Origin of the sequence: Flaviflexus sp. (assembly GCF_041440645.1) — a bacterium.
Classification (GTDB): domain Bacteria; phylum Actinomycetota; class Actinomycetes; order Actinomycetales; family Actinomycetaceae; genus Flaviflexus.
The window spans coordinates 1-19,244 of sequence record NZ_JASDVN010000012.1 but is presented as its reverse complement, the minus strand read 5'-3'; the positions used below and the strand labels follow the sequence as shown (position 1 = coordinate 19,244).

The 19,244-nt window shown below is 61.0% G+C and carries 19 protein-coding genes and 1 pseudogene; 14 read left to right on the top strand and 6 right to left on the bottom strand.

Annotated elements, in window-relative coordinates:
- Positions 1-251: 251 nt before the first annotated feature.
- A complete protein-coding gene (locus tag QMB98_RS01675) occupies positions 252-1,685 on the bottom strand; it encodes an amidase (protein WP_371683902.1) in 1,434 nt (477 codons plus the stop codon).
- A gap of 171 nt (positions 1,686-1,856) precedes the next feature.
- Between QMB98_RS01675 and moaA the strand changes: the two genes are divergently transcribed.
- From moaA to QMB98_RS01635, 8 genes are all read left to right on the top strand, one after another.
- Positions 1,857-2,945, top strand: coding sequence for a GTP 3',8-cyclase MoaA (gene moaA, locus QMB98_RS01670; protein ID WP_371683901.1), 1,089 nt, complete (start codon positions 1,857-1,859; stop codon positions 2,943-2,945).
- Entirely contained in the window at positions 2,946-3,191 is a 246-nt protein-coding gene (locus QMB98_RS01665) for a MoaD/ThiS family protein (RefSeq protein ID WP_371683900.1), read from the top strand.
- 611 nt (positions 3,192-3,802) lie between these two features.
- Positions 3,803-6,256: a DMSO/selenate family reductase complex A subunit gene (locus tag QMB98_RS01660; RefSeq protein ID WP_371683899.1), complete on the top strand. Its 2,454-nt coding sequence runs from the start codon at positions 3,803-3,805 to the stop codon at positions 6,254-6,256.
- Positions 6,253-6,906 carry a DMSO/selenate family reductase complex B subunit gene (locus QMB98_RS01655; RefSeq protein WP_371683898.1) on the top strand — a complete coding sequence of 218 codons (654 nt, stop codon included), beginning with the start codon at positions 6,253-6,255 and terminating at the stop codon, positions 6,904-6,906. The genes QMB98_RS01660 and QMB98_RS01655 overlap by 4 nt, the downstream gene beginning before the upstream one ends.
- Positions 6,906-7,949: a dimethyl sulfoxide reductase anchor subunit family protein gene (locus tag QMB98_RS01650; protein WP_371683897.1), complete on the top strand. Its 1,044-nt coding sequence runs from the start codon at positions 6,906-6,908 to the stop codon at positions 7,947-7,949. The genes QMB98_RS01655 and QMB98_RS01650 overlap by 1 nt, the downstream gene beginning before the upstream one ends.
- Positions 7,950-8,114: 165 nt before the next feature.
- Positions 8,115-8,750 (top strand): molecular chaperone, encoded by a 636-nt coding sequence (locus tag QMB98_RS01645; RefSeq protein WP_371683896.1) that lies wholly within the window; start codon positions 8,115-8,117, stop codon positions 8,748-8,750.
- Positions 8,747-9,619: a 4Fe-4S dicluster domain-containing protein gene (locus QMB98_RS01640; RefSeq protein ID WP_371683895.1), complete on the top strand. Its 873-nt coding sequence runs from the start codon at positions 8,747-8,749 to the stop codon at positions 9,617-9,619. The genes QMB98_RS01645 and QMB98_RS01640 overlap by 4 nt, the downstream gene beginning before the upstream one ends.
- 144 nt (positions 9,620-9,763) lie before the next feature.
- On the top strand, positions 9,764-10,489 hold the full coding sequence (locus tag QMB98_RS01635; RefSeq protein ID WP_371683894.1) for an HIRAN domain-containing protein: 726 nt from the start codon (positions 9,764-9,766) through the stop codon (positions 10,487-10,489).
- A 161-nt stretch (positions 10,490-10,650) separates the two neighbouring features.
- Here the strand turns inward: QMB98_RS01635 and QMB98_RS01630 are convergent, their stop codons facing one another.
- Positions 10,651-11,694: a molybdenum cofactor biosynthesis protein MoaE gene (locus QMB98_RS01630; RefSeq protein WP_371683893.1), complete on the bottom strand. Its 1,044-nt coding sequence runs from the start codon at positions 11,692-11,694 to the stop codon at positions 10,651-10,653.
- An 85-nt stretch (positions 11,695-11,779) separates the two neighbouring features.
- Here QMB98_RS01630 and QMB98_RS01625 point away from each other — a divergent pair, with 85 nt between their 5' ends.
- The 4 genes from QMB98_RS01625 to QMB98_RS01610 are packed head-to-tail and all read left to right on the top strand — an operon-like array spanning position 11,780 to position 15,213.
- Positions 11,780-12,931, top strand: coding sequence for a ThiF family adenylyltransferase (locus QMB98_RS01625; RefSeq protein ID WP_371683892.1), 1,152 nt, complete (start codon positions 11,780-11,782; stop codon positions 12,929-12,931).
- Positions 12,928-14,145 (top strand): gephyrin-like molybdotransferase Glp, encoded by a 1,218-nt coding sequence (glp, locus tag QMB98_RS01620; protein ID WP_371683891.1) that lies wholly within the window; start codon positions 12,928-12,930, stop codon positions 14,143-14,145. Before QMB98_RS01625 ends, glp begins: the two co-directional genes overlap by 4 nt.
- Complete coding sequence (gene moaC, locus QMB98_RS01615) at positions 14,142-14,642, top strand: cyclic pyranopterin monophosphate synthase MoaC (RefSeq protein WP_371683890.1); 501 nt, start codon at positions 14,142-14,144, stop codon at positions 14,640-14,642. Before glp ends, moaC begins: the two co-directional genes overlap by 4 nt.
- A 13-nt stretch (positions 14,643-14,655) precedes the next feature.
- Complete coding sequence (locus QMB98_RS01610) at positions 14,656-15,213, top strand: molybdenum cofactor guanylyltransferase (protein ID WP_371683889.1); 558 nt, start codon at positions 14,656-14,658, stop codon at positions 15,211-15,213.
- 114 nt (positions 15,214-15,327) lie between these two features.
- Here QMB98_RS01610 and QMB98_RS01605 read toward each other — a convergent pair whose 3' ends face one another.
- Genes QMB98_RS01605 through QMB98_RS01590 form a run of 4 tightly spaced genes read right to left on the bottom strand, consistent with a single transcriptional unit; the run spans position 15,328 to position 17,985 of the window.
- Entirely contained in the window at positions 15,328-16,020 is a 693-nt protein-coding gene (locus tag QMB98_RS01605; RefSeq protein WP_371683888.1) for an ABC transporter ATP-binding protein, read from the bottom strand.
- Positions 16,017-16,811 (bottom strand): ABC transporter permease, encoded by a 795-nt coding sequence (locus tag QMB98_RS01600; RefSeq protein WP_371683887.1) that lies wholly within the window; start codon positions 16,809-16,811, stop codon positions 16,017-16,019. The genes QMB98_RS01605 and QMB98_RS01600 overlap by 4 nt, the downstream gene beginning before the upstream one ends.
- A complete protein-coding gene (gene modA, locus QMB98_RS01595) occupies positions 16,808-17,593 on the bottom strand; it encodes a molybdate ABC transporter substrate-binding protein (RefSeq protein ID WP_371683886.1) in 786 nt (261 codons plus the stop codon). The genes QMB98_RS01600 and modA overlap by 4 nt, the downstream gene beginning before the upstream one ends.
- Positions 17,590-17,985, bottom strand: a complete 396-nt coding sequence (locus tag QMB98_RS01590; RefSeq protein ID WP_371683885.1) for a molybdopterin-binding protein — start codon at positions 17,983-17,985, stop codon at positions 17,590-17,592. Before QMB98_RS01590 ends, modA begins: the two co-directional genes overlap by 4 nt.
- A gap of 245 nt (positions 17,986-18,230) precedes the next feature.
- Here QMB98_RS01590 and QMB98_RS01585 point away from each other — a divergent pair, with 245 nt between their 5' ends.
- Together QMB98_RS01585 and QMB98_RS01580 are read left to right on the top strand one after the other, a co-directional pair.
- Positions 18,231-18,404 (top strand): Rv0909 family putative TA system antitoxin, encoded by a 174-nt coding sequence (locus QMB98_RS01585; RefSeq protein ID WP_371683884.1) that lies wholly within the window; start codon positions 18,231-18,233, stop codon positions 18,402-18,404.
- Between the two features lie 158 nt (positions 18,405-18,562).
- A pseudogene (locus QMB98_RS01580) lies at positions 18,563-19,244 on the top strand (S9 family peptidase); the annotation flags it as partial.

The following is a 19,244-nucleotide window of genomic DNA, read 5'->3' as shown; positions in this document are numbered from 1 at the left end:
GAAGGGAGGGAATTCCCTGGGAACGATGAGTTCAGGAGTCTGACAATTCCGACGACTATTATCCGCCGCCTCTCGCAGCACCACGGGCATTCGCACAGGCCCAGTTCACTCTCGCGACCATGACCCCACACCTCCGACAGAAAAAGGGAGCAACGACCGCGCCCTGGTCGCTGCTCCCTGCGATGACGCCCCGTTCAAGGGCGCCCTCCTACACTCTCCTGTACCCTCTTACGCTCTCTTACACGTTGTTCCTACGCATCTTGTGGGGTGATGATCTGGGGCCAGGGATCGGCCTGTTCAATCTGGGATGCAATAGAGAGCAGGAGTGCGTCTCCTCCCGGCTTCACGGCTCCGACCATGGCCCCGTACGGAAGCTCAATGCCATCAACCTCGGCGCGGTGGATGGGGAGGGTGATGGAGGCATTTCCGGTCATGTTCCACACGCTACCCCACGGGGTGAAGAGCTTCTGGGCCTCGAAGTCGGCCTCGCCCGACGGCAGCTTCATCTCCTCGGGGAACGCGGGTGGTCCCGACAGTGTCGGGGTGATGATGATGTCGTAGTTGTTCCAACCGTTCGCGACCTTGCGGGTCAGCCTCTGCACCGAGTTCACGGCGTTGTTGTAGTCGGCGGCGGAGAGCTTCAGCCCTTCGGAGCGCAACCAGCGGGTGAGCTCCGTGACCTTATCCAGGTCCTCGTCCGCGAGCGGGATCCCGGCAGCCGCTCCCGTCCACAGGGGCATGAAGGCGAGCCAGTCGTCCGATGTGATGGGCCGCGAGACCTCCTCGACCAGGTGACCCATGGATTCCAGGAGCCCTGCCATCCGCAAAGCGGCGTTGCGAGCCTCGCGGTGAAGGTCGACGGAGTCGACGTTCAGGGGTTCGAGGAGGAGGCCGACCCGGAGGAGTCCCGGAGGCATCTGCGTTGCCGAGAGGTAGCTGCCCGCACGGTCGCGGACGGTGTCTCGCGGCGCGTGGTAGGTTTCGCCGGGCCACGGCTTGGCCAGCACGTCAAGGAACGCGGCCGAGTCTACAACCGTGCGCGTGATGACACCGTCGGTCGTGAGGCCCGATCCGCTGACGCCCATCGGCCCGGGAGACACGACGCCGCGCGAGGGCTTGAACCCAACTGTTCCGCAGCAGGCCGAGGGGATGCGGATGGAGCCGCCACCGTCAGAGGCGTGAGCAACTGGGACCATGCCGGTGGCGACAGCCGCCGCGGCACCTCCGGAGGATCCGCCCGCAGTGCGCCTCGTGTCCCAGGGGGTGCGTGCGGCCGGCCCCGTTTCAGGTTCCGTGTAGGCGGGGAACCCGAACTCGGGTGCCGAGGTGAGCCCAACCGTGAGGGTGCCGGCCTGCTGGAGCAGGTCAACAACACCATCGTTCTCCGTGGCCACGTTGCCAACCATGAGCCGCGAACCGGACTCGTGCGGCTGCCCCTTGACGGGAGTCAGCGCCTTGATGGGAACGGGAACGCCATCGAATGGAAGGGCTTGCCCCTCTCGCACTCGCCGTTCCGTTTGTGCGGCTTGTTTTCTCGCGAGTTCTTCTGTGATGTGAGCAAAGGCCCCGACCTGCGGAAACGCATACATTTGCTCCAGCGACTCATCCAGAACCTCGGTGGCCGATACTTCTTTGTTCTTGATTGCGTTCGCGAGCTCAAGCCCGCTCATGTCGTAAATCTCCACGCAGCCCTCCTGCCATCATTCTAGAGTGCCAGGCAGATCACACTCGAAATGCGCTTCGCCTGAGACTGAAGTCCCTCGCCACCCCCGAATCCGACCCTCGGGTGGTGTGGCCGACATGTTTTATCACCGCCGAACATGGATAAATTAGACATCCTGGAATAACGTAGAGGCATGAACTCAAGCGTCGCTCTCGGAATCCCAACCGTCCGTTCGGCTGTGCCGGACGTGTCGGGCCGGCCCAAGACGCCGCTTTTGGCGGACCGTTTCGGCCGTATCGGGCGGGACTTGCGAGTATCACTCACAGATAAGTGCAATCTGCGTTGCCAGTACTGCATGCCCGAGGAGGGTATTCAGGCTCTCCCGAACGATCGGCTCCTGACGGACGACGAGATCGTTCACCTCATCTCCATCTCGCTCGAGAAGCTGGGCATTGAGGAAATCCGCTTCACCGGCGGTGAGCCCCTGCTCCGCAAGAGCCTCGAAACCATCGTGGGCGAGGCCGCCATGATGAAGAACCACCTTGGCGAGAAGCCGGAACTGTCCCTCACGACTAATGCTCTTGGTCTTGCCAAGAGGGCACAGAAGCTCAAGGACGCTGGTCTCGATCGAGTGAACATCTCGATCGACTCGATCGACCGCGAAGGCTACGCCACCCTGACCCGCAGAGATCGACTGAAGGACGCGGTCGAGGGAGCCAAGGTGGCCCAGGAGGTTGGCCTCACACCTGTCAAGATCAATGCGGTCCTCATGCCCGGCGTGAACGACGATCAGGCATCCCCGCTCCTCGCCTTCTGCCTGGACCACGGCTACCAGCTACGCTTCATTGAGTACATGCCACTGGGCCCGCGTGGCAGCTGGAAGCGCGAGGACATGATCACGGCCGAGGACATCCTCGCCAAGCTGGAGAAGGACTACCGCCTCACCCCGCTCGGTGACACCGTGCGCGGCACGTCGCCCGCGGAACTGTGGCAGGCAGAGAGCGACGATCACCCGACCGGCAACGTTGGCATCATTGCCTCCGTGACCCGCCCCTTCTGCGGTAACTGTGACCGCACGAGGCTGACTGCGGACGGCAAGATCCGCAACTGCCTGTTTGGGGATTCAGAGATTGACCTCATGGGAATGATGAGGGACGGCGCAAGCGACGACGAGATCGCAGATCGTTGGCGCGGCGCCATGTGGATCAAGAAGGCCGGTCACGGCATCGACGACGAGGGGTTCCTCCAACCGGATCGCCCCATGAGTGCAATAGGTGGATAAATGGTTGAAGTACGCTACTTCGCTTCCGTAGCCGAAGCTGCCGGTGTCAGTGCCGAACAGCTTCCCTACGAGGACGGAATGACGGCTGGTCAGCTCCGCTCCCAGCTCGCCGAGAATCGCAAGGGCGAGTTCTCCCGACTCGTTGGCATCTCCGCTCTCCTCGTGAATGGGGTTAGTGCGGACGACGTGACGCCGCTTCCCACGGGAGCACGCGTGGACGTACTGCCGCCCTTCGCTGGAGGATGATTCCGGCGTTCTGAAGTGCCAACCCATCGCACTGACCTAGCTGAATTGCACTTCTCTGAACCGTTGAACAACGCCACGGTCAGCACCTCATCCCGGCTGCGTATGCAATCGGGATGATTTCTTTTCCACGTAGCCTCTCCTGGGCCGATTCGGCTGACTACCAGTCGCCTCTCCCACCAATCCAAGGCGACGCCCTTCGGCGAGCCTCGATAAGCCACCGCGACAATCGGCTTCGACACCCCAGGGACGAACCAGTGCCTAATACCGAGTATTTCGCGTGAGCACGATGCGCAAGATTTCATCAACTCCACGGTGCCGCGAAGTGGTGATATTTCCTTAACTAGACTGCCCTGATAGTCAATCGAGGAAACGGCAGATTAACGATACCCGAGGGTTGCGTTATTTGGCTTCACTCGTTCTTCTTTGTTTCATCACTTTTGGAACGACCCCATTGAGACCTTTCCGCATGTTCTCGCACCTATGACCTTAGTCCTAGCAGAACCCTTATTATTTACGGATACTTTCCGTGTCATATAGGAATTTTCACATCTATCATGGTCAAAGTTCTGTATCTATCCACGTAGACAACTTGGCAGAAAGCGGGGAATGTCGTGACTGTTGACGTAGACCGGAGGGTCAGTCGTAGGTCGTTCATGAAGTGGTCCGGCATTGCCGGGGGTAGTGCGGCCCTCGTCGCCACCGCCGCACACTTGGGAATGCCGGGATCCGCTCCCGCCGATGCTGCTGAGGGCATGGTGGATGCTGAAAAGACCGTGTGGTCCGCCTGTCTCGTTAACTGCGGCGCTCGCTGCCCGCTTCGTTTCCAGGTCAAGGACGGCACGGTCGTGCGAGTTCTTCCCGACAACACGGGTACCGGAGAGATCGGCAATCACCGCATCCCAGCATGCCCTCGTGGCCGCTCGATCCGCCAGCGCATCTACTCCGCCGACCGGATCAAGAAGCCGCTCAAGCGCAAGCCCGGCACGAAGCGAGGCGACGATCAGTGGGAGGAGATCTCCTGGGATCAGGCCCTCGACGAGATCGCTGAGAAGTACCAGCAGCTCCTGGATGACTACGGCCCGGAGTCGCAGTTCTATGCGTACGCAACCGGCGTCATTGCAGCCACGGTTTCCGGCTCCTACTACGGTGGCGCACTGCAGCGCCTACTGAAGAAGAAGGGCGGGTTCCTTTCCTACTATGGCGACTACTCCACCGGTGGCATCACGGAAGCCATGAGGGTAACCCTTGGCGGCTACATCGATTCGAACTCGACCGATGATCTCGTCAACTCGAAGTTGTATGTATTGTGGGGCCACAGTCCGATGGAGACAAAGATGAGCGGTGGCTCCGAGGCGTTCTACGCACAACGGATCCTCCGTGAAACCAACGTCCGGACCATCGTTGTCGATCCCCGCCACTCCGACTCGGTCCAGCTCATGGCGGACGAACACATTGCTTTGAAGCCGGGAACCGATGCCGCACTCATCGCAGGTATCGCGCACGTTCTCATCACTGAGAACCTGCACGAGCAGGACTTCCTCGACAGGTACTGCGTCGGCTTCGACGAGGGCACGCTCCCCGAGGGCGCACCCGATGGCTCCTCTTACCGCGCCTACATCATGGGCGATGGTCCCGACGGCATCGAGAAGTCCCCACAGTGGGCATCTCGCGTGACCGGCACCCCCACCGACACGATCATCAAGTTCGCTCGCGAACTGGGCAACAACAAACCCTCGATGATCCACCAGGGTTGGGGCGCTCAGCGCTGCGCGAACGGTGAGAACCAGGCTCGCGCCATCATCACCCTCAACGCGATGCTTGGAAACGTCGGCCTACCCGGCGGCGGCACCGGCACCTACCCCGGCTCCTCCGCCGTCACGATCAACTCGACCTTCGATGCTGACCCGAACCCGGTCACGAAGAAGATCTCCCACTTTACCTGGCCCGACGCCATCGATCACGGGACTGACATGAAGGGCGAGGATGGCGTTCGCGACTGGGACGAGGACGGCAACCCGATCTGGGATCCACACCTCGATGTTCCGATCAAGGCGATCTGGGCCTACGGCTCCAACACCCTGATCAATCAGCACGCCGACATCAACTACACGAAGGAACTCCTGCGGGACGACTCCAAGTGCGAGCTGATCGTGCTATGCGACAACCAGATGACTGCGTCAGCAAAGTTCGCCGATTACGTTCTCCCCGGCACCTCCAATGCCGAGGAGGGTGACGTTGTCCAGCAGGGTCTCGCCGCCAATATGGGCTACTCGATCGTTGCCACCAAGGCCATCGAACCCCTTTACGAGTCGAAGACGATCTACGACATCTGCACCGAGCTGGCCAAGCGCCTCGGCATCGAAGAGGAGTTCACGGAGGGCAAGACCCAGGACGATTGGGCACGCGAGACCATCGAAGCATCGCGCGAGGCCAACCCTGGCATGCCGTCCTACGACGACCTGCAGGAGATGGGCGTCTGGAAGGTGAACAACGGCTCCCGCGTTGCACTGACCGAGTTCCGCGACGACCCGGAAGCAAACCCGCTCGATACCCCCTCCGGCAAGATCGAGATCTACTCCGCCGAGGTTGCCCGGAAGGCCAAGGAGTGGAACCTCCCCGAAGGCGACGTCATCACCGCCCTGCCCGAGCAGATCAGCACGTGGGAGGACTCCGAGGCGGCGAAGACAAACAAGGACTACCCGCTTCAGATGATCAACTACCACTTCAAGGGCAGGACCCACTCAACCTACGGCAACGTGCCATGGCTCAAACAGGCCCACCGCCAGGTCATCTGGATCAACCCGGTTGACGCGGAGCCCCGCGGCATCAAGAACGGTGACGAGGTCATCGTCTACAACGGCCGTGGTCAAACCAAGGTCGAAGCCAAGGTCACCCCTCGCATCTTTCCCGGTGTCACCACCCTCCCCGAGGGCGCCTGGTACGACCCGGATGAGAATGGCGTGGACCAGGGCGGCGGACCGAACGTTCTGACCAAGTACCACCCGACCGCACTCGCGAAATCCAATCCTCAGTACACGAACCTGGTGGAGGTTAAGAAGGCATGAGCACCACGACTGAAGACCTGACCGCCGCTGGAGCGAACTTCGGGTTCTTTTTCGACCAGTCCCTCTGCAATGGCTGTAAGGCCTGCGAGATCGCCTGCAATGACAAGCACGATCTGCCCCTCGGCGTGAACTGGCGCAGGATCGTCGAATACTCCGGCGGTTCCTGGTCAAGCGACTCTGCCGACGGCACACACTCACCGAACGTGTTCAGCTACTACACCTCGATCTCGTGCAACCACTGCGAGAACCCGATCTGCATGCAGGTGTGCCCCACCACCGCGATGAGTGTCCGCGACGACGGCACCGTCTGGGTCGATGGCGACAAGTGCGTGGGCTGCCGCTACTGCGAGTGGGCTTGCCCTTACTCCGCACCTCAGTTCAACGCTGAAACCGGTCAGATGTCCAAGTGCGACCTTTGCTACGACTACCGCTCCAACGGCCAGGATCCCGCCTGTGTCTCCGCATGCCCGTCGCGTGCGCTCGACTGGGGCCCGATCGACAAGCTCCGTGAAGAGTACGGATCAACCAACAACATTGCTCCTCTCCCCGACCCCTCCATCACCAACCCCCACCTGGTCATCAAGCCGCACCGCGATGCTCAGCCCTGGGACCAGGGAATCGGCTTCATCGCCAACCCCAAGGAGATCTAATGAATCTCAACGAACTTCCAATGATCATCTTTACCGTCTTCGCGCAGATGAGCGTGGGTGCCTTCGTGGCGCTCGGTGTCATCCACGTGTTTGGCATCCCGAAGTACGGTCGCGACACGATTGAGCGGATCACGGATCCGGCAATCTACGCGATTGGTCCGACCCTCGTGTTCGGTCTCATCGCCTCCATGTTCCACATGAATGACATCACGAACACGCTGAACGTCATTCGCCACTGGGATAGCTCGTGGCTTTCTCGTGAGATCATCCTCGGTGTGGGCTTCGCAGCCCTCGGCTTCCTGTTCGCCATCATGCAGTGGTTCAAGCTTGGTAGCCGCAACCTCCGCCAGATCATTGCCGCCGTTGCCGCCCTCGTTGGCCTCGGACTCGTCTACTCGATGTCGATGATCTACGCCTCGCTGGTCACCGTTCCCGCATGGAACACCTGGGCAGTTCCGTTCCAGTTCTTCGCAACCACGCTCCTCCTCGGTTCCCTCGCCGTTGGTGCGGCCATCCTCATTCACATGTCGGTGCGTTTCCGTAACGGCGAGAACGGCAAGGCCAAGCCCGTTGAGTCCGCTCCCGAAGAGGTCGACTCTGAGGGCTCCGGTGGTGGCGTTTCCACCCTCGTCCGTCAGACCAAGACGCAGGCAAAGAAGATGTCGTCTGAGCCGCTCAGCCCCTCCTCCGTTGACGCTCAGGCCGGTGTCGCCATCATTCGTTGGATTGCCATCTCCTCCGTTGTTATCGGTGTCGCAATCTTCATTGGCTACATCTTCCACATCGTCAGCCTCGCCACGGGCGGTCCCGAGCAGCAGCTGGCCGCTGAAGAATACCAGTCCGGCTTCTTCTTCCTGCGCCTCGCCATCCTCGGCGTCGCAGCCGTTCTCCTTGCGGCCTTCACCTTCAAGACCGCTAACCAGGAGTTCAAGAACCCCAAGACCCTGACAATCCTCATGGTGTCGGCTCTTGTTCTCGCCGTCATTTCCGAACTGATGGGCCGTAGCCTCCACTACGACACAATGTTCCGAATCGGAATGTAGTTGCCAGATGGGAGGGGCGGAGCCGAAACGGTTCCGCCCCTCTTTCACAGCCTCACTCTTGTTCATTCACTGCCACCCCATTCTTGATCTTTCGCAGTCAACCCCACCCTTTATCCCTTCCCGGTTCCAGCTAAACTTGACCCGTACCTCTTCCAAAGGAGAATCGTGAATCCTTCACTTCCGTCCCCCGAGTTCCTTGATCGCATGGCGGCAGCTTTTGCCACCCTGGGGCGCCTTCACCTGCAGTCCCCCGATGAGGAGACCCTGTCCCAGCTGTCGGAGCTTCTCAACGAGTGGCCGATTGAGGAAGCGGGCGATACGGCCTTTGGCCTGGACGAGATCCGCAAGTCCTTCAATGAGGGCGAGCCGGTAGCCACGATCCGCCGCGACCACAACCTTCTGTACGGCGTGACCGCGGGAGCGAGGGTCGCACCGTACGAGTCGGTGCACCGCAACCAGGACGGCCTCATCTTTGATGAGGAGACTCTCGAGGTGCGTGCCGAGTACAGGAAGCTGGGCCTGCAGGCTCCGAAGCTCAACCAGGAACCCGATGATCACATTGGTCTCGAGTTCAACTTCATTGCCCAGTCCTGCCTCCGCGCACTCGATGCCCTCGATCAGGGCTCCACTACGGACGCTTCCCGCTACTACGGCATCGGTGCCGTGTTCATGGAGCAACACATCCTGGAATGGGTTCCGGAGATGTTGGAGAAGGCCGCAGACGCAGCTGAGACCCACTTCTACCAGGGCATCATGTACCTGTCCCTCGGAGCTATCGAGGCGTACCAGGTAGGTCAATGACCACCCTTCGCCAGCTTCACTCCTGGCTACGCGCCAACGATCCGGGTCCGGTCGCTCTACTCGACCCGGAGGCTGAGGAACTCGTTGCCGGCAAGGCCGTCACGGCAGTTCGGCTGACCGGCCCCCTCTCCGAGGTGCCCCGCCATGAGATCCTCGAGGCACTCAACCTCGGCGCAACCCTCCTCTACCTGCACGGGGATCAGGGGCCGCTTTCAAGCCTCGTGGAGATGCTCACCTCGATCGGCATCGACCGAGTCCAGGACGGCCAACCCGAGGTCAAGCCCAGGGAGATCTTCTCCTCCGAGGATGTCCCCCACGCACGCAGGGACCTGTTCGGCCTCGGACACAGCGCCCTGGAGCTACCCGATGAGGACATGCTCCCGGAGGACCGCGAGCGCCTCGCGCTGGCCACCCTGCTGAAGACAGAGAACGTTCCCTCATCCGCTCTTGCAGAGCAACCCTCCCACGGGCTCTCGCTGCAGACGGCTGGGTGTACCGCGTGCGGTGTGTGTGTGAAGGCGTGCCCCACAGACGCCCTTGAACTCACGTACCTGGAGCTGGGGCCAGAGCGCAGGATCTCCACGCTCTCGATCTACGACTCCGCCTGCATCGGCTGCCGCCAGTGCGTGGATCTGTGCCCCGAGAAGGCCTTCACTGAGCGTGGCCATACCTCGTGGGAGACCCGGCTGGGCGAGAAGGTCAAGAGGCCCCTCGAAACCATCCCCACCACCCAGTGCGAGAAGTGCAAAACCTTCTTCCCGCTCAAGGAGGGCGGAACGCTCTGCAAGACCTGCAAGGCCACCCGCGACAACCCGTTCGGAATCAGGTGGCCCGAGGGCGTTCCGAAACCTCCCGGGTTCGACTTCTAAACGAAACAAGGGTGATCAGCACATTTTGGTGGGGCATGGCAGTAGACATGCCCCACCTCCCATATGTTCCGTAACTCTCCCAGCACTGAGCTAGGGTGTGGAGCCAATAACGAGCCACCGAGAAGGCGTCGAAGGAGGCTATCCATGAGATCCCACCATGCATCCACACTGAAGGATGCTGATCGGGGCTGCACCGGAAGATCACTCATCCTGATCTGGCAGAGCCCGCGAACGACGAAGTTTCACAAGGTTGGTCAGCTTGATTGTTTAGATGGCGGAAAGTACACCTTTACCTACTTATCCGAAGCTCGAAAGGTCAAGGGTTTCTCACCTCTCGTTGAATTTCCCGAACTCAACGTTTCCACAACAACGACTTCGTTGCCGTACTTCTTTATGAATCGGGTGATGAACACAAAACGCCCCGGCTACGACAAGTACCTCGCTTGGCTGGGACTCTCAGGCTTCAATCCAGAATCTGTCCCATTCGAGTCACTCATACGCACGGGTGGTGACAGGCCTACCGATAGTTTTCACGTGGTGGAAAAGCCTCACCAACATGCGGACTTTGTCAGCCGATTCTTTGACACAGGAGTGCGGTACCTGACGAATCCTGTTGAGATTATCGGGTCACTGTCTGATGGTTCCGTACTCGAGTTGGAGCGTGAGCACGACTATGTGAAGAATCCTGATGCAGTTCAGATTCTGCGTCGGGATGGGGAGAGGATCGGCTACGTACCCGATTGGCTTTGCTCCGACATTGCCTCACGACTAAGCAGTGGTCAGAAGGTAACGGCTGCGGCTGAGCAGGTCAACGAGGAAGCACCATTCCACCTACAGGTACTGTGCCGCATCGAGATTAGGCAAGACTAGATTCGTCCTGTCAGGCGAATCTCTTTGTCCATGAGATCAAGCCCTGATGCGAGTGTGCGGGCAGCCAATGAGGTTACCCGCACACTGCTTCTAAAACGTGACCACTGCTTCCAAGAAAGTGATGACTTCTCCCTCTAGAACACGCTCACTACCCTGGTCTTCTAGGCCGAACCGGTCCACTCGTGACTGCCGTCGGGGAACTGCTGCTTCTTCCAGACGGGGAGCTGGAGCTTCACCTGTTCGACAACCTCGTTGAGTGCCTTGAAGGCTTCGACTCGGTGCGCCGCGGAGACCGCGGCGCCGAGGGCGAGATCGCCAATCTCGAGGTGGCCTGAGCGGTGGACGACTGCGATAGCCAAACAACCGGAGTTCTTCGCTACCTCGTGGGCAACGCGTGCCACGACCTTGTCAGCATCCGGATGGGCTTCGTAGTCGATGGAATTCACGGACCTGCCGGAGTCGTGGTTGCGGACGACGCCCTTGAAGGTGAGGACGGCACCCGCCTCGGGCCGTTCAACAAGATCGACCAGGTGCTGCATGTCGATGTCCTCTTCCGTGACCGTTGCGTACACGACGTCAGCATCGTGGTCGGGGTGGGGGGAGGAATGCTGGGTGCGATAGGTGGCCTCGGCGTGAGGGGTGACCTTCGCTCCGTGATGGTGCGCGGCAGGGATGTCGAGAGAGTCAACGTGACCGCCGTGGTCGGATGCCACGTGGGGCACGGGATGGTCGCCACCGTTCAGTTGGTCGACGATGTGATCGAGGAGCGGACCGATGACGTTGACGGTGTCGGTGACGCCGCCTCGTGATCCGGGTGCGTTGACTACGAAGGCGTCCTGACCATCGACCGTGACAATGCCTGCGAGGGCACGGGACAGGGGGGCGGCGGGAGCGTTCTTCGCTGCCTGCCTGATGAGGGACTCGATGCCGTCGAGGCGCTTGGTGATGAGCGGGAGGGTTCCTTCCGGGGTCTCGTCACGAGGGGAGATTCCCGTGCCACCGGTCGTGAGGATCACTTGGGCGCCCTCACGCACAGATTCTGCGATGGTGGACTGCACGGAATCCGCGCCGTCGGGGATCACCTTGGTGTTGGACACGGTGATGGACCAGCCGCCAAGCAGGGCGGCCGCGAGTGGGCCTGAGAGGTCTTCGCGTTCGCCGCTGAAGCAACGATCCGAGACGGTAATGACATGAGCATGAATCACGTGCCCATTCTACTGACCGAAATACCTGGGACCTACGACTGTAGTCCCACAAATCGGACATTTCCCTGCGGGTAAGATTGGTCCCATGTTGCCTCTCGTTGATCCCGGTCCTAGCCTGACTCCGGAACAGACCGTCCGATACTCTCGCCACCTCATGTTGGATGAGATTGGTGATCTCGGTCAGCGCCGCCTGCGCAATGCGAAGGTGCTGGCGATCGGCGCTGGTGGACTCGGTTCGCCCGCCCTCCTCTACCTGGCTGCCGCCGGGGTCGGTACCCTCGGTGTCATTGACGACGACAGAGTCGATCGTTCGAACCTGCACCGCCAGGTCCTCCACACCGACACTCGAGTTGGTACGCCCAAGACAGAGTCCGCAGCGAAGTCGCTAACGGACCTCAACCCTGACGTGACCGTGATTCAGCACCGCGAGCGCCTCACCGAGGACAACATTGACGAGGTGTTCTCCGGCTACGACATCATCATGGACGGCACGGACAACTTCCAGACCCGCTACCTGGTCGAGGCCGCATGCACGCGTCTGGGTATCCCAGAGATTTGGGGTTCCATCCTCAAGTTCAACGGTCAGGTCTCCGTGTTCTGGACCGGGGAGAAGGCCGTGGCCCACGGGGCTCCGGGGCCCGATGGCATCAGCCTCCGTGACCTGTTCCCGACCCCGCCGCCCCCGGGTGAAGTTCCCGCCTGCGGCGATGTTGGTGTGCTCGGTTCCCTGCCCGGCCAGGTCGGCACGATCATGGCGACCGAGGCGGTCAAGCTCATCTGCGGCATCGGCGAACCCCTCGTCGGTCGCGTCATGGTGATCGACACGTTGAGGGCCGAGACCTTCACGGTTCCGCTCTCGCCCCGCCCACTCCCCCGCCCCGAGCCGCTCACGGCTACCGAACTTCTGCCCTACTGTTCGGCACCGAAGGTGGACGAGGTGGATGTCGTGGAGTTCCACTCCCTTCGCGACTCCGGCATCCGCGTTCTTGACGTGCGCGAGGATAGCGAACGCGAAGCGGTCTACCTGCCCGGGTCCGAGCACATCCGACTCTCCGAGCTGCTTGAACATCCTGAGCTCGCGGCAGGTGAGCAGCCCGTGTACGTTCATTGCAAGGCCGGTGCGCGGAGCGCACGCGCCATCGAGGCACTGAAGCGCGTCGGCATTAAGGGCATTAATGTTGCTGGTGGGCTCGATGCCTGGCAGGCCGCAGGATACGACGTGGAAGGCACGAAGTGATTAGTTTCGAAGAGTACCGGCAGATCATTCTTTCTCTCGGTACCCCAGTCTCAACCGAGGTCCTTCCGCTTCACGCAGCAGATGGTCTCGTCAATGCGGAACCGGTGTTCGCCCGATTCGCGGTTCCCCCTTTCGATAACTCGGCCATGGACGGGTTTGCCGTCCGCGCCGCCGATATTGAGAACCTCCCGGTCACGCTTCCAGTTTCCACGGACATTCCCGCAGGACGCACGGACGTGACCGAGCTGGAGCCGGGTACTGCGGCTCGCATCATGACGGGTGCCCCACTCCCTCCGGGGGCGGACACCATCGTGCAGGTGGAGAAGACCGCGAATCCCGAGAAGAACATGCTTTCCGAGGCACCCGACGAGGTGACGATCGTTGAACCCGTCAAGCACGGAGCCAACGTTCGCTTCTCGGGAGAGGACATCGCCGTCGGCGAGGCGGCTCTCGATGCTGGCGTGCTGCTGGGTCCAACCCAACTGTCCGCTCTCGCCTCGATTGGTCACGGCTACGTCACCGCGCACCGCAAGCCGGTCATCGGTGTTCTGTCCACCGGATCCGAGTTGAAGAAGCCGGGTGAAGATATCGCTCCCGGCCAGATTCCCGACTCCAACACGACTCTTGTGCGCCTCCTCGTGCGCGCCGCGGGCGGCAAGGACGTTGTCCTGTCCTCCTCGTCCGATAACCCGGCCGATCTGGCCGCGGTCCTGGAGAAGGCCGGTTCCTACCTCGATGGCCTCATCACGACAGGTGGCGTATCCGCCGGTGCGTTTGATGTGGTGAAGGAGTACCTGAAGGACAAGAACGTCTCCTTCTACAAGGTTGCGATGCAGCCGGGCAAGCCCCAGGGCTCCGGCATGCTCACCCTTGGTGGACGCGAGATCCCGATCCTCTGCCTGCCCGGCAACCCGGTATCCGTGTTCGTGTCCATGAAGGTGTACGGCAATGCTCTCATTGCTAACCTGTCTGGCCGCACCGACACCGACATCCCCTGGCAGCAGTGGGAGTCAGCCGAATCGTGGGTCACTCCCGAGGGTCGCGCCCAATTCATGCCCGTGGTGGCGAAGGACGGTAAGATTGTGCGTGCCACCTCCGGTGGCGCCGGTTCCCACCTCGTCTACTCTCTCATCAAGACCCGCGGGCTCGCCTACGTGCCGGCAGAGGTCGAGGAAGTGAAGGCAGGCGACTCGCTGAGGGTGTGGTGGCTATGAAGTTCACTCACCTGACCGAGGCCGGCGAGGCCCACATGGTGGATGTGACCGGCAAGCAGCCCACCGTGCGTGAGGCAACCGCGATCGGTACCGTCACGACCTCACCGGAGATTGTGCAGGCTCTGCGCGACGGAACCGTACCCAAGGGCGATGTTCTCGCCGTCGCGAGGATCGCTGGTATCGCGGGAGCGAAACGAGTTCCCGAGCTCCTACCCCTCGCTCACCCCATCGGCATCCACGGCGCCTCCGTGGATCTCACGATCGAGGACCACGGCGTCGACATCAGGGCCACGGTCCGCACCGCGGACAGGACGGGCGTGGAAATGGAGGCATTGACGGCCGTCACGATTGCCGCTCTCGCCATCATCGACATGGTCAAGGGTGTTGACCGGAGTGCAGAGATCACAAACTGCAGGATCATCGCGAAGTCCGGTGGCCGCTCTGGAACCTGGTTCCGTCCCGGTTACGAGGAACCCACGGACCGCGTGGAAGCCTAATCAGGAGCCGTCAATGATTGGGGCTCTCGTACTGGCGGGCGGCAATGCTCGCCGCCTCGGAGGCATCTCCAAGGGCGATGTCGCGATCGGTGGGGTCACGATGCTCCAGTCCGTGACAGACGCCTGCCAGCAGGCGGGTGTCGACAAAGACAACATCATCGTTGTTGGCCACGCAGAGACCGACCTGAAGAAGACAGTTGAGGATCCCCCGCGTTCCGGACCTGCGGCCGGCATCGGTGCCGGCCTGCCCCACATCACCGGCGAGCAGATGTTCATCCTGTCCTGCGACATTCCCTTCATTGCCAGGGGTCTACCGGAACTCATCGCCAACTTTGGGGGCGATGGGGTCTGCTTCGGTGGGGAACGAGCCCAGTACCTTGCCGGACTTTACGACTCCCGGGCCATCCGGGACCAGGTGGCAAGGCTGGAGTCGGACGGCGGCCTCATCGGCCTTCCCGTTCGTGCCATCATGAAACCGCTCAACATCAAGATTCTCGAGCAGAACGACTCAGCACGAGACCTCGACACGTGGCATGAGATCGCATCGGCCACCCAGAAAGGCCTCGATTAGGCGCGGTCAAAGAGAACTCACCGACCAACAGTCAAGCAACGATCAAAGAAGCGGGTGTGTGGAGACAAAACCACACACCCGCTTCTTTGACAATGAACGAACGCTTTACCGGTCCTAGTAGCCGAGGAAGTACTTCCGCAGCATCGAGTTCTCGTCATTCAGCTTCTCCTGGACGGGACCGTAGTCGCTGACCTTGCCGCCCACAAGAACCGCGACATCGTCAGCGAAGGAGGAAATGTCCGCCATGTCGTGCGTGACAACAACACCGGTACGACCGCTGAGAGCCTTCTTGATGAGCTCGCGGAGCTGCACCGCTGCCGCCACGTCCATGGCCGCCAGAGGCTCGTCCAGAAGCAGAATCTTGGGTTCCACGGCGATGGCTCGGGCCAGGGCAACGCGCTGCTGCTGACCTCCAGACATCTGGTGCGGCTTGCGATCAACGAGGTCGCCAATGCCGAAGTCCTCGAGGTGCTGGCGGGCACGCTCACGCGCCTCCGCCTTGTTCATGCCGCCGGCCCGAAGCCCGTACGATGCGTTGTCGAGTGCAGACAGGTGCGGGAACAGGGTAGGGTCCTGCGAGAGCAGGGTGATGGGCCGCTTGTGGGGTCCCACCCACGGCTCAGCAACCTCGTGCCCGTCGAGGACGATGCTTCCACCCTTGTCGGGGACAAGGAGACCGGAGAGCAGACCCACGAGGGAGGACTTGCCGGTACCGTTGCGTCCGATGACAGCGAGAGTCCTGTTCGCGCTGTGCTTAAGGTCGAAGGTGAGGTGTCGCTCCTGGAGCGATGCATGCATGTCAATCATGCCGACTCCACCTTCCTGCCGCGGGAGGTCACAGACACAACGAGGACAGCAAGAACCAGCAGCACAAGGGCAAGGGCAAGAGCCGTTTCCGGGTCGACCTCACGCTGAAGATAGATCGCGAGCGGAATCGTTCTCGTGCGTCCCTCGAGGGAACCAGCGAACGTCAGGGTCGCACCGAACTCACCAAGGCACCTGGCTGCCGCGAGAGCCGTACCGGACAGGAGTGCCGGCATGAGCATCGGCAGTGTCACATGGAACAGCGTGTACGTCGGCGAGGCGCCGAGAGTGGCGGAGATCTGGGCGTGCGAGGACCTGTTCGAACGAATCGAGGCCTCAAGCGACGTCACAAGGAACGGCATCGCCACGAACACCTGAGCCATGACTACGGCCATGGACGTAAACGCAATGTCGATGCCCAGCATCGACAGCTGCTCACCAAGTAGCTTCCGCTTACCAAAAGTGGAGAGGAGTGCGAGACCGGCCACCACGGGCGGGAGCACCATCGGGATGGTGACGGCGGTGCGCAGAACCTCGCCCAGCTTGCCCGTCAGGCGGGACGTGAAGATCGCGAGCGGAACACCCAGGATCACGCAAATAAAAGTCGAAACGAGAACGGTGCGGAGTGAAACTCCCAGAGCCGCGATGGCCGTGTCGGAGACGAGGATCTCGGGAACTCTCGACCACGGCATGTCGATGAGCATGCCGACAATCGGCAGGCTCAGTGCAAGGAGGCCAAGCACCGCCCCGATGAGAATCCATCGGGGCGGCGCACCGGCTGTTTTCCAGATCACGGCTTAGAGAAGCCCGCGTCTTCCATGCGCTGTGCGCCATCACCCGTGGTGAAGGCATCGATCCAGGCCTGCTCGGTCTCATCGGCAGTCTCGGAGTCAATCACAACGAGGGGGTAGTTGTTGGGAACATCGGCAGCGTTGGGGATGTCGAAGACCTCAACGGCGTCGCCAGCCGAGATTGCGTCTGTGCGGTAGACCAGGCCGACGTCGCCCTGGGCGGAGGTGATCTTACCGAGAACGTCCGTCACGGAACCTTCCTCGGAAACGGGGTTCAGGGTGATGCCATTGATCTCGGCGAGCTGGAGGGAAACATCACCACAGGGAACCTGGGGTGCGCAGACAACGAGGTCAGCCGAGTTCATCGAATCGTCGAAGCCGGTGATGCCGGCGGGATTGCCAGCGGGAACAACGACAACGAGCTCGTTGATGGCGATCATGTCGAGTTCGGTGCCGCCACCGGCCTCGGTGATCTGATCAGCGGTGGACTGGTTGGCTGTCACGAGGATGTCAACATCCGCGCCTGCCTCAATCTGAGCAACGAGGTCCGAGGAACCGCCACACACGGTGGTGACCTCGATGTCGAGTGCTTCCTCGACCTCGGTCTCGGCGGTCTCTGCCAGGTCGCACATGGAGGCGGCGATCATGACGGTGAGGTCGCGGTGCTCAACAGTGGAGGTCGTCTCCTCGGCGCCGGTTGTGGCCTCGTCATCGGAATCATCCGAACACGCGGCAAGGGTAAGTGCCATCAGCGCTGCCGCGCCGAGGCTGAGAAGTTTTTTCATGGCAGAATTCCTGACTTGACGGAAACATTAGTGGCTTTGATGAGGGCGGTGGCGGGTGAGCCAACCTCCAACCCCATCTCCCTGACCGCCTCAGCGGAGATCAGGGAAACAACTCGGTAGATGCCGCACTGCAGGTCGACCTGGGCCATTACCCCATCCACCTGCACGCGCGTGACGATTCCAGCGAGTTCGTTCCGAGTAGAAACTCCGTGATCCGTATCCGCCTTACCTTCCGCAAGACGAATCGCTAGCTCAGCTACAGACTTCCCGTCGACGTGGATACGACCACCATCTCTGCTTGCCACCAGCGAACCATCATCGATCCAGCGTCGAACGGTATCGTCCGACACTGCAAGGATTTTGGCTACTTCACGAACCTTGTACTCTGACATAACCACCACAATACCTCTCATGTGCGGACCAGGTTTAGCCCTTGGTCCGTATTTGCCCGGAAATTCCTGTGAGTTCGTACGCACTTGCAACACCAACACAATTCCTAACATTCTGGACAAGCCTGACAACCTGGGAATCCGCCGGAACTCTCTTCGAGAAATACGTGCACGTGAAGCGGAACACAGGTACATTATTCCGCATAGCCGGTCGGTCGATCGGTTATCGCCGACGAAAGGAGCTGCACATGGGTTTATTTGATAAGGCAAAGGACGCACTGCACTCAGAAAAGGCTGAGGAAGTGTCCGATAAGGTACTCGATCAGGCCGAAAAGTTTGCCTCCCAGCGTGCTGGTGACGAACACCAGGAGAAGATCTCCAACGTTCGGGATACGATCGACAAGAAGATTGGCAACGAGTAGTTCGCTTACTTTGCCCACGAGGACCGGCCGGGAAGGCCGGTCCTCGTGCGTTATGTAGACCGGCCCCCGCGAGTTAGAAAGAGGCTCCTCGGTTGGCGGGTAGCGAACAGGGCGAATGCACGGAGTACGCGGGTGAGGACCCGCGTAGACTGGCTGGCATGACTGATGCGCACCTGTGGTTGGAAGAGTTCAATGACGAAACGCTGGCCTGGGCTCGTGGCCGCTCGGATGCGACGCTTGAGGATTACGCCGGCCCCGGGTTCGATTCCCGGGAGAAGGCGATCTACGACATCCTGTCCGCGAAGGACAAGCTGGATCTCGGCACCCTGCGCGGTACCTACATCTACAACTTCCACACCGACCTCGAGCACCCGCGTGGGCTGTGGCGGCGCACCCCGCTCGAGGACTACCTCACCACCCCGCACTGGCAGACTCTGCTCGATATTGATCAGCTGGGCAAGGATGAGGGCGAGTCCTGGGTGTTTGGTGGAGCGCAGCTCCGCAGGCCCGATTACAAGCGTGCCCTCGTTACCCTGAAGCCGGGTGGCACGGATGCCAACGTGGTGCGCGAATTCGACATGGAAACACTCGAGTTCGTGGAGGACGGCTTCTTCTCCCCCGCCTCCAAGGGCTCCCTCCAGTGGACCGATAACGATTCGGTTCTCATTGCTCGCGACTTCGGACCGGGAACGCTCACCAACTCCCTCTACCCCCGCACGGTGCGGCTGTGGAAGAGAGGAACGAGCCTGGATGATGCCCCCATCATTCTTGAGGGCCAGCCCGAGGACATTCTTGTTGGTGCCTCGCACGACTTCACCGTGGGCTACGAACGAACCTTCG